This is a genomic window from Mycolicibacterium vaccae NBRC 14118 = CIP 105934 (genome assembly GCF_001552715.1).
GTDB lineage: Bacteria > Actinomycetota > Actinomycetes > Mycobacteriales > Mycobacteriaceae > Mycobacterium > Mycobacterium vaccae.
This window is the reverse complement of sequence record NZ_BCRS01000207.1, coordinates 1-9701: the sequence shown is the minus strand read 5'-3', so window position 1 is coordinate 9701 and position 9701 is coordinate 1. Positions and strand designations below refer to the sequence as shown.

Sequence of the window (9701 nt, the reverse complement as noted above, 5' to 3'; positions counted from 1 at the left end):
CCGGACATCCAGCAGCGTGACCGGCTCGCCGGCCGCCAGCATCCGGGCCAGCTCGTCGGCGGTGATCAGCACCTCATGGCGGGCAGTCATGGTTTCCTCCCGATCTCGTGATCTCGGCGAGCGGCCGGCTGCAGGTTGACCACACTCACGTTGCCAACCTAACCGGGTACGGCAGGATTGGTCCGGCATGGATGAGACGGAAGAGACCCCGGGGCCGTCCCGGCGCAGGCACATCGCGCGGCTGGCGCTGTTCGTGGCGGTGCTGGCGGTGTTGTTCTATCTGACCGCGATCGCGCGGGTCGTCGACGTCGCCTACGTCCGCGGACTGATCGAGTCGACGGGGCCACTGGCTCCGCTGGCCTACGTCGTGGTCTCGGCGATCCTCGGTGCGTTGCTGGTCCCGGGGCCGCTGCTGGCCGCGGGCAGCGGGTTCCTGTTCGGCCCGCTGCTCGGGACGTTCGTGACGCTCGGCGCCACGGTCGGCAACGCGTTGATCTCCAGTTATGCGGGCCGCCGGGCCGGGCGGGACAGCGCGCGCGCCCTGCTCGGCGCCGAGCGCGCAGTCCGGATCGACCGGCTCATCGAGCGCGGCGGGCTGTGGGCCGTCGTCGGCCAGCGATTCGTCCCCGGCATCTCCGACGCGCTGGCGTCCTATGCGTTCGGCGCGTTCGGTGTGCCGCTGTGGCAGATGGCCGCCGGTGCGTTCATCGGGTCGATGCCGCGGGCCTTCGTGTACACCGCGCTGGGCTCCTCGATCGGCGAGTTCTCGGCGCCGCTGGCGTTCAGCGCGATCGCCGTGTGGTGCGTGACCGCGGTGCTGGGCGCGTTCGCGGCGCACCGCGGCTGGCGGAAATGGCGCGCCGATAAATGACGGGTTTCGTCCTCACCGAGGAGTTCGGTGACGCGCTCGGGCGGCTGGCCGACGGCGGGCACCTGTTCCTCACCGGTAAGGCCGGCACCGGCAAGTCCACGCTGATCCGTCGCTTCCTGGCGGAAACCGACCGCAACGTGGTGGTCGTCGCACCGACGGGCATCGCGGCGCTCAACGTCGACGGCTTCACCATCCACCGGCTGTTCGGCTTCCGGTCGACGACCACGCTGGAGGACATCCGCACCGGGAGCTACCGGCCTGGCCGGTTCACCAAAACCCTGGGCGCGCTGCAGACGCTGATCGTCGACGAGGCGTCCATGGTGCGCGCCGATGTGTTCGACATGGTGGCCGCATCGCTGGAGCGGTTCGGGCCCGCACCGGGCACGCCGTTCGGCGGTGTGCAGATCGTGCTCGTCGGGGACCTGTATCAGCTGCCGCCGGTGGTGCGCGAGGACGAGGCCGCCTATTTCAGCACCACCTACGAGACTCCGTACTTCTTCTCCGCCCGGTCGTTCCACCGGGCCGACTTCCCGACGGTGACGTTGACGACCGTGTTCCGCCAGCTCGGCGATGACCGGATGACCGCCATTCTCAACGAGATTCGCGAAGGCGTGCTGCTCGGGCATGCGCAGGAGCAGCTCAACGCCCGCGCCGACAAGGACTTCGTGCCGCCCGACGACGAGTTCTGGCTGACGCTGGCCCCGACGAACCGGCTGGTCACCGCCCGCAACCGGCAGCAGCTGGAGCGCTTGCCCGGCGACGAGATGACCCACCACGCCAAGGCTTCCGGCGATCTGGCGCTGTTCGACCCTCCGGTCGAGGAGACGCTGCGGTTCAAGGTCGGCGCGCAGGTGATGATGCTCAACAACGACCAGGGCGGCCGCTGGGTCAACGGCACGGTGGGCCGGGTGGTCGGCGTCGGCTACGACCGCTACGGCGCGGTGGTCGACGTGGAGTTCCCCGACGGCACCGCCGCGGAGGTCACCCCGTTCACGTGGGAGGTGACCCGGCCGGTGATGTCGGGGGCGTCGCTGGGCCGTGAGGTGGTCGGCACGTACACCCAGCTGCCGTTCAAACTGGCGTGGGCGATCACGATCCACAAGAGCCAGGGTCAGACGCTGGAGCGGGTGGTCGTGGACCTGACCGGCGGCATGTTCTCGACGGGCCAGCTCTACGTCGCACTGAGCCGGTGCACGTCGTTGGCCGGCCTGGTGCTGAAAAGGCCGGTGCTGCCGAAGGATCTGAAGACCGACCGTCGGGTCGCGCGGTTCCTGCGCACCTCGGCGGGCGCGGCCGGGGCGCGGCGGTACTGCGCGATCGGGATGCTGACCGTCGGTGACGAGGGCCGGATGTCGCGCCCGCGGCCGGTGGAGTTGGCCGTGGCGTTCGACGACGGCACCGCGGTCACGACGCTGATCAATCCGCAGCGTGACCTCGCCGACGCGCGAACGAGATTCGGCATCACGGTCTCGGATGTGCTGCTGGCGCCCACGCTACGGGAGGCGTGGGCGGTGATCGCGCCCATGCTGGCCGGGCGCACCCCGGTGGGGGTCGGCGTGGACGAGCAGCTGGGTCTGCTGGACTTCGAACTGAAACGGCTCGGCCATGTGTCCGCCATGCCGCTGGGAGTGGAGTTGCGTGGCGCGCGGGTGACGGGCCGCACCGCGCTGGAGCGGGCCCGCTCGGCGTTGCAGGCCCACCGTGCGGCCGACGCCGAGGACGGCTCGTCGGCGTTCGAGGAGCCCGAATCCGTCGAGGTGTCAGGGCTTCTGGTGGGGCGTGACACCTCGGTCGCGACTCCGGTGGCCGACCACCTGCCCGGGCTGTCGGCATTGCTGCGGATCAGCAGCGACGTGGCTGCCGTGCTGCTGGGCGGTCGCCCGCCGGCCCGCCGCGACGACACCGGATGGGAGCCCGCCGCGCGGCAGTCGGTGGCCGACCAGCTGCGCGCAGCGGCAGCGCGGGTGCAGCTCACCGACGAGGTGGTGGCCAGACTGGGCCAGGCCGAGGAACTGCTCGGCGTCGAGATCCTCACCGGTACAGAGCTTCTGGATCGCCACGACATCCGTGCCACGCTGACGCCGGGGATGCGCGTCTGCTTCACCGGCACCGCAGCGGATCCGTCGGGCCGCATCGTCGAACGCGACGAGATGGAGCGCCGCGCCGCCGCGGCAGGTCTGACCCCGGTGAAGACGGTGACCAAGACGCGCTGCGACGTGCTGGTGTCCGCTGAGGCGGGCACGCAGTCGGGCAAGGCGCGCAAGGCGATGGAGTACGGCAAGCCGGTGTTCACCGCCGACGAGTTCTTCGCCTGGCTCACCCACGCCGACGCCCCCGCGGAATAGCGTTCCTGGCTGCGGTTGACACCGCGAGCACAGCCCTGGCTTCTCACTCGGCGCACAATGGAGCGCGTGCCGTCCGCCGCCTTCGCCTCTGACAACGCCGCCCCCGCACATCCCGCGGTCCTGGAAGCGCTCACCCGGGTGAATGAGGGGCCGTCCCCGTCCTACGGCGCCGACCCGGTCACCGCTCAGGCCCGGGACGCGCTCAGGGCCGCGTTCGACTCCCCCGACGCCGAGGTGCTGTTCGCGTTCACCGGCACCGCGGCCAACATCATCGCGCTCGCGTCGGCGGTGCGGCCGTGGCAGGAGATCTTCTGCAGCGACGTGGCGCACGTGCTGGTCGACGAGGCCGGCGGGGCCGTGCGACTGTCGGGCGCCCAGCTCACCCGGCTGCCCAGCGACGACGGCCTGATCGCGCCGGAGGAGCTGGAGCGGCGAGTGCGGGGCCGTACGGCCGTGCACCATTCGCAGCCCCGGATCGTGTCGGTCACCCAGTCGACCGAGAACGGCAGGGTGTGGCCGGCGCAGGCGCTCAAGGACTTCGTGGACCGGGCACACTCCCTGGGCCTGCTGGTGCATGTCGACGGCGCGCGTGTCGCCAATGCCGTTGCCGCACTGGGTGTCTCACCAGCTGAGGCGATCGGCGACGCCGACATCGTCACCGTGGGCGGCACCAAGAACGGGACGATGTTCGGGGACGCGCTGCTGGTCCGCCGGCCCGAGCACTTCGACGGGATCGGCTTCGTGCAGAAGCAGATCGGCCATCTGGCGAGCAAGCACCGGTTCATCGCGGCGCAGTTCGCGGCGCTGTTCGACGACGGGTTGTGGCTGCGCAACGCCGCGCATGCCAATGCGATGGCCCGCCGGCTCAGCACGGGCCTGACGGAGCTGGGTCTGCCGCCGGCCTGCCCGGCCGAGGCCAACGAGGTGTTCGTCCGGCTCGACGACGACGCCCACCGGCGGCTGGCCGACTCCTACGCCGTGCACCGGCCCGACCCAGGTGAATCCGTGGTGCGGTTCGTGTGCTCGTGGTCGACCACCGAGGCCGAGGTCGACGATGCCCTTACCGCGCTGGGGCGTCACCGCTGATCCTGGTTACCGCCCGCCCGGCCCGGGTACGCCTGTGGGTATGAACAGCACCCTGGCCCGCGACAGCGTGCCGACCGATCCCCCGGAGCGGCTCACCCCGGCCGAAGTCCCCGAACGCCTGGTCCCCGAAGACGTGCCCGAGATGCCGCCGGGCCCGTCGACCACGCCCGATCCGGGTCCGGCGCACAGAGGTTAGGCGCTGGTCGCGCGGTGAGGTTCGGCGACGGGCTTGGACTCCGCCGAGCCGCGCTGACGCAGGAACACGGACAGCCCCACAATCGCGGCCACCGCGACGAACTCGCTCTACCAGTTCTGCATCGACTCGAACCAGAACTGCGACGTAGTGGTGTACTCGGCCAGCGACATCGCGCGTTGCCCGTGCTACGCCTGCTCGTCGTTGAAGGCGGCGACGCCGCCGACCGCGTGAAGCGCCCACGATGCGATGAACAGCACGAACAGCGCGATCGCCAGTGAGTTCTCGTACAGTCGCAACGCCGCGCCTCACCGGCCACGGCGCGTCCGGGCCGATTCGGCTGAGCCGCGGATCCTCGTCCTGCGGGGCGTGCTCGTCGATCTGCTTGGACTCGGCCGAACCCCGCTGATACAGCAGAGCCGTCAACACGACTACATGCCCATCTGCAGGAACTCCGACTCCCAGTTCTCGAACGTCGCCTCCACGAAGTCACCGCTGCGCAGGTACCCGAGGATCGAGACCGTCTCCTGTGAACCGTGTTCGCGCTGTTCCTGGTTGTAGGTCGCGGCGCCGGAGACGACCATCCCGGCGAAGAACACCACGAACAGACCCAGGCACGCCAGCAGGAGGCCGTGGTCGCGCAACCAGTTGCCGTTTCGGGCTTTCACCTGGTCAGGTGTACCCCTGTTCGGCATGGGTATGCGCCGTGGATGGCCCCGCCGACACCGCTGCACGCCTATCTGACCGACCAGACCGGCCTCGTACTCGAGGGGCTTGACGAGCTGCGGGACGGCGCCGATCCCATCCACGACACCAGGGTCGCCATCCGCCGGGTGCGCAGCACCGTACGGGTTTTCGGCACGGTGCTCGACGACCAGGCGCACGCGGTGGAGCAGGAACTCAAGTGGTTCGCCGGGATGCTGGGCGACGTGCGCGACGTGCAGGTGCAACGGGAGCGTTTGCGCAGCGCCCTCGGCGAACTTCCCGACGAACTGGTGCTGGGACGGGTGGCAGACCGGGTCAAACGCGATCTACGCCGAATGGAGGCGCCGGCCCGGGACCGGGTCGCCGAGGCGATGGCGACCCCGCGTTACCAGGACCTGGTCGCCGAACTGCGACGCTGGAGCGACGCCCCGCCGGTGCGCGCGAAGGTCACCGCCAAGCAGCTGCAGAAGAAGGCGCACCGGGCCGCAGGGAAGGCTGACCGCAGGCTGGCCGAAGCACTGGACAGCGTCGACGACGCGCTGCTGCACCGTGCTCGCAAGGCCGCCAAACGGGCCCGATACGCCGCCGAACTGATCCAGGCCGGTGCGCCGTCGACAAAGGCGACGCGAAAGCAGAAGCATTACAAGAAGATTCAGAGTGTCCTCGGCGATCTGCAGGACACGGTGGTGGCCCGGTCGATGCTGCGGCAGATGGGCGCCGGAGCCGGCAGCCGGGCCAAGGAGAACGGGTTCACCTTCGGCCTGCTCTACGCCCGGGAGGAACAGCTCGCCCTCCGGTGCCGCCGCGATGTCGCCCGGTTGTAGCCGCTGTTTCGCCGCCGTACGTGTGGGTAGCCGCACGTCAGCGCCGAGGAACGGAGAACGCCGATGCGGGCAGCGGTACTTGAGGCGGCCGGGCGACCGCCGGTGGTCCGAGACTTCGAGGAACCCCGGGGCGACGACGTCGTCAGCGTGACCCTGGCCGGCTGCAACCCAGTGGACCTCGCGCTGGCCTCCGGTGAGATGGGCGATCCCGGCGTCCCCCGGGTCGTCGGCAAAGAGGGCATCGGTGTCACCGCGGACGGCGCTCGCGTGTACTTCGACTCGCCGCCGGCCCCGTTCGGGTCGTGGGCCGAACGCACCCGGATCAACCCGGACAAGGCCTACGTGGTGCCCGACGGTGTCGACGACGACCTCGCGGTCGCGCTCGGCATCGCGGGATTGGCCGCCTGGCTGCCGCTGACCAGGCACACCCAACTATCCCCCGACCATTCGGTGCTGATCCTCGGCGCTACCGGCGTGGTCGGCGCCATCGCGGTGCAGGCGGCCAGGATCCTCGACGCCGGACGCGTCGTCGCGGCCGGGCGCGACGAGGACGCGCTGGCCAAGACCCGCGAGCTGGGCGCCGACGCGACCGTCCAGCTCGGCGGCGACGACGACGCCGGCGCGCTGAGATCGGCCGCGGGTCAGGACCGCGGCTTCGACGTGGTCCTCGACATGGTCTACGGCGACCCGTTCCTCGCCGCGCTGGACGCCACGGCTCCCGGGGCCACGCTGATCACCGTCGGGCAGGGTGCCGGCGCCGCACCGCCGGTCCCGTTCATGACGCTGATGGGCCGCACGCACATCGGGCACATGAACGACTTCATGCCCGCCGACGTGCTGCATGCGGCGTACGTGGAACTGCTGATGCTGGCCGCCGACGGGCGCATACACGTCGAGACCACCCGCTACCGACTGGACGAGGCCGAAAAGGCTTGGCAGGCACAGGCCGACGGGCCGCATGTCAAGATCGGAGTGGCGATGCCGTGAGCGCGTACCCCGCTTTCGACGCGATGCCGATCGGTGCGCGCTGGCGTGCCGGCCGGTCCGGCAAGACGCGCGCCAGCACCGACCCGTACACCGGTGCCACGCTGGCCGAGATCGCCAAGGCCGACCAACGCGACCTGACCGAGGCGTACGACAGTGCGGTTGCCGCGCAACAGGACTGGGCTGATGAGCCGCCGTCCGAGCGCGCGGGGGTGATGCGCGCGGCCGCGGACGTGATGACCGACGCCGGTGGGCAAGGGCATCGCGGAGAAGGCCGGCGTGAAGAAGCTGGCGCTGGAACTCGGCGGCAACGGGCCGCTGTGATCCCAGCGACCCGGACGTGCAGCTCGGGCCGGTCATCAATTCGTCTCAGCTGGAGAGCATTCAGGACAAGCTCAAGCGTGCCCGCGACGACGGTGCTGCTGGGCGGGGATCCGTTCGGGCCGACCGAGTTGTGTCTGCCGCCGCATGTGCTCGCCGGCGGCAATGCCGTCGCCACGGCGCGCGAGGAGGTGTTCGGACCGGTGATCACCGTGCTGCGCGCCGACGGAGAGCAGGACGCGCTGCGGCTGGCCAACGACACCGAGTACGGGCTCTCGTCGGCGGTGTTCAGCCGCGACGTCGACCGTGCGGTGCGGTTCGGCCGCCGGATCCGGGCCGGGATGACGCACGTGAACGACTCACCGGTCAACGACGACGCCAACACCGCCTTCGGCGGGGTGAAGGATTCGGGCGTCGGCCGGTTCGGTGGTCAGTGGGCTGTCGACGAATTCACCACCGACCACTGGGTTTCGGTGCAGCACCAGCCGCGCCGTTATGCCATCTAGCCCGTCACAGCACGACGGCGATCAGGTTCACCACCGACGCCACGATCACCGCACCGAACAGGAACGACAGCAGGCCGTGGCCGAGGGCGGTGGCCCGCATCCTCGACGTCGTCAGGTTGGTGTCGGCGATCGCGAAGCTCACCCCGACGGCGAATGCGACATAAGCGAAATCGCTGTAGCGGGGCGGTATCTCGGTGTTGAAGTTGATCCCCCCGCAAGGCTCTTCCTGAAAGTAGACCCGCGCATACGCCATCGTGTACAGCGTGTGGACGACGAACCAGGACAGCACCACGGTGACGATGCCGATCGCCGGAACCACCAAACCGAAACGGTCAGGCCAGGTTTCGGCCAACAACATGCCGACACCGGCGAGGCTGGCCAGCGCGCCCCCGAGGATCAGGGCGACCACGGTCCGGCGGCCAGGCTCCTCGTAGACGGCGTGCGCAGCGGTCCGCTCCGCGTCGCAGGGCCAGATCACCACCCACGTCCACACCAGGTAGGTCAGCGCGAGGGCATCCCAGCCGACCAGCCCCGCATACCAGCGGAATCCCAGCAGGGCCGCGACGCCTGCCGCCACACAGCCGACGACGACCGCGCCCAGCACCCGCGTGGTCGGGCGGTGCAGCAGCGACGGTCTCACGTGAGCTATCCGAGCGTCGCCCAGAACTCCGTGAGCGCCGCCGCACCGCGCTTGGGGTCCTCGACCATCCACCAGTGCCCGAGCCCCTCGAGCACCTCGACGCGCGCGCCGGCCCGTTCGGCGGCGCGGCGGCGGTTCTCGTTGGGGCCGATGAACGGATCCGCCGTCGGCAGCAGGGCCAGACCGGGCCGTGCCGCCGCGGCTTCCAGCGCACGCCCGGCCTCGGCCATCGCGGGCTGCGTGGCCGAGCGGTACAGCGCCAGGATCGCGGTGCGCATGTCGTCGTTCTGTTGTTCGGCCAGGGCGGCGCCGATGTCGGCCGGGATGCCGAAGGACACCATGAGTTCGGTGCGCGCGGGCACACCGCCGTCCATCATCGCGGCCAGGGATTCCTCGCCCGCCCCGGGCGTCTGCCACACCTGGGCCATGTCGTGCCAGGCGTAGTCGGCGTCGAACAGCCCGACGGAGTCGCTAACCCAGCTGCGCACCAGTTCGGGCCGGTGCATCGCCACGTTGACCACGTGCCCGCCGCCCCAGTCGTGGCCGACCAGATCGATCGGCCCGTCGAGCTTTTCGAGCGCAGACTCCAGCCAGTCCCGGTACTCCGTCATCGTCGCGCCGAACCCCTCCGGCAGCGGTGCGCCGAACCCGGGTGGCGAGAGCAGCACCACATCGTCGCGGCCCAGCACCGCGGTCAGCGGCCCCCAGATCGCGTCGGTCTCGGGATTGCCGTGCACGAACACCACTGTCATGGCTGTCATCCTGGCACGCCGCCGATAATGGGCCGGTGAACACGCAGTGGTCGGCGGCGATGAACCTGGCCGCGCCGATCGTCAACGCCCCGATGGGCGGGGTGGCCGGCGGCGAGCTGGCCGCCGCGGTCAGCCGCGCCGGTGCGCTGGGGATGATCGGAATCGGCAGTTCGGGATCTGCGGCGCAGTTGCGCGAGCATCTCCGACACACCGCAAACCTGCAGCGGCCCTTCGGTATCGGACTGATCAGCTGGGTGGCCGAGAAAGATCCCGAACTGCTGCCCACCGCGCTGGAGGCCGGACCGGCGCTGCTGTCGGTCAGCTTCGGCGAGGACTGGTCCTGGGTGCGGCGCGCGCGGGACGCGGGGTGCGTGACAGCGACGCAGGTCGCGGATCTGGGCGCCGCGCAGCGTGCTGTGGACGCCGGCGTCGAGGTGCTCGTGGCCCGCGGCGCCGAAGGCGGCGGGCACGGTC

11 protein-coding genes and 1 pseudogene are annotated in these 9701 nt (G+C 70.5%); 8 read left to right on the top strand and 4 right to left on the bottom strand.

All coding sequences use genetic code 11. From position 1 onward, the window contains the following. Positions 1-187 precede the first annotated feature (187 nt). Genes MVA01S_RS26820 through MVA01S_RS31620 form a run of 4 tightly spaced genes read left to right on the top strand, consistent with a single transcriptional unit; the run spans position 188 to position 4498 of the window. Positions 188-871, top strand: a complete 684-nt coding sequence (locus MVA01S_RS26820) for a TVP38/TMEM64 family protein (RefSeq protein ID WP_003929697.1) — start codon at positions 188-190, stop codon at positions 869-871. Further along, positions 868-3216, top strand: coding sequence for an AAA family ATPase (locus tag MVA01S_RS26815; RefSeq protein ID WP_003929698.1), 2349 nt, complete (start codon positions 868-870; stop codon positions 3214-3216). Before MVA01S_RS26820 ends, MVA01S_RS26815 begins: the two co-directional genes overlap by 4 nt. Positions 3217-3273: 57 nt before the next feature. Next, positions 3274-4302, top strand: coding sequence for a threonine aldolase family protein (locus MVA01S_RS26810; RefSeq protein ID WP_086006030.1), 1029 nt, complete (start codon positions 3274-3276; stop codon positions 4300-4302). 40 nt (positions 4303-4342) lie between these two features. After that, positions 4343-4498, top strand: a complete 156-nt coding sequence (locus MVA01S_RS31620) for a hypothetical protein (RefSeq protein WP_003929700.1) — start codon at positions 4343-4345, stop codon at positions 4496-4498. On the opposite strand, the pseudogene MVA01S_RS32395 reads toward MVA01S_RS31620, so the two are convergent. Continuing rightward, positions 4495-4924 (bottom strand): annotated as a pseudogene (locus tag MVA01S_RS32395) (DUF6766 family protein). The gene MVA01S_RS31620 and the pseudogene MVA01S_RS32395 overlap by 4 nt on opposite strands. Before the next feature lie 2 nt (positions 4925-4926). After that, positions 4927-5163 carry a DUF6766 family protein gene (locus tag MVA01S_RS32390; RefSeq protein WP_237024341.1) on the bottom strand — a complete coding sequence of 79 codons (237 nt, stop codon included), beginning with the start codon at positions 5161-5163 and terminating at the stop codon, positions 4927-4929. A 42-nt stretch (positions 5164-5205) separates the two neighbouring features. Between MVA01S_RS32390 and MVA01S_RS26800 the strand changes: the two genes are divergently transcribed. From MVA01S_RS26800 to MVA01S_RS31765, 3 genes are all read left to right on the top strand, one after another. Next, on the top strand, positions 5206-6024 hold the full coding sequence (locus tag MVA01S_RS26800; protein WP_003929701.1) for a CHAD domain-containing protein: 819 nt from the start codon (positions 5206-5208) through the stop codon (positions 6022-6024). A 63-nt stretch (positions 6025-6087) separates the two neighbouring features. Then, the gene (locus MVA01S_RS26795; RefSeq protein ID WP_003929702.1) at positions 6088-7011 is read left to right on the top strand and encodes a quinone oxidoreductase family protein; all 924 of its coding nucleotides are present in this window, start codon (positions 6088-6090) and stop codon (positions 7009-7011) included. Beyond that, complete coding sequence (locus MVA01S_RS31765) at positions 7008-7835, top strand: aldehyde dehydrogenase family protein (RefSeq protein ID WP_051015239.1); 828 nt, start codon at positions 7008-7010, stop codon at positions 7833-7835. The genes MVA01S_RS26795 and MVA01S_RS31765 overlap by 4 nt, the downstream gene beginning before the upstream one ends. A gap of 4 nt (positions 7836-7839) precedes the next feature. Here the strand turns inward: MVA01S_RS31765 and MVA01S_RS26785 are convergent, their stop codons facing one another. Together MVA01S_RS26785 and MVA01S_RS26780 are read right to left on the bottom strand one after the other, a co-directional pair. Beyond that, a complete protein-coding gene (locus tag MVA01S_RS26785) occupies positions 7840-8475 on the bottom strand; it encodes a DUF1345 domain-containing protein (RefSeq protein WP_003929705.1) in 636 nt (211 codons plus the stop codon). A gap of 5 nt (positions 8476-8480) precedes the next feature. Next, positions 8481-9227: an alpha/beta fold hydrolase gene (locus tag MVA01S_RS26780; protein WP_003929706.1), complete on the bottom strand. Its 747-nt coding sequence runs from the start codon at positions 9225-9227 to the stop codon at positions 8481-8483. A gap of 59 nt (positions 9228-9286) precedes the next feature. Between MVA01S_RS26780 and MVA01S_RS26775 the strand changes: the two genes are divergently transcribed. Continuing rightward, the coding region (locus MVA01S_RS26775) for a nitronate monooxygenase (protein WP_169801780.1) at positions 9287-9701 on the top strand (415 nt) is incomplete at its 3' end.

Bases quoted from the DNA above. Each gene is read 5' to 3' on its own strand.
- MVA01S_RS26820 (WP_003929697.1), top strand. From the start codon at position 188: ATGGATGAGACGGAAGAGACCCCGGGGCCGTCCCGGCGCAGGCACATC.
- MVA01S_RS26815 (WP_003929698.1), top strand. From the start codon at position 868: ATGACGGGTTTCGTCCTCACCGAGGAGTTCGGTGACGCGCTCGGGCGG.
- MVA01S_RS26810 (WP_086006030.1), top strand. From the start codon at position 3,274: ATGGAGCGCGTGCCGTCCGCCGCCTTCGCCTCTGACAACGCCGCCCCC.
- MVA01S_RS31620 (WP_003929700.1), top strand. From the start codon at position 4,343: ATGAACAGCACCCTGGCCCGCGACAGCGTGCCGACCGATCCCCCGGAG.
- MVA01S_RS26800 (WP_003929701.1), top strand. From the start codon at position 5,206: ATGGCCCCGCCGACACCGCTGCACGCCTATCTGACCGACCAGACCGGC.
- MVA01S_RS26795 (WP_003929702.1), top strand. From the start codon at position 6,088: ATGCGGGCAGCGGTACTTGAGGCGGCCGGGCGACCGCCGGTGGTCCGA.
- MVA01S_RS26780 (WP_003929706.1), bottom strand. From the start codon at position 9,227: ATGACAGTGGTGTTCGTGCACGGCAATCCCGAGACCGACGCGATCTGG.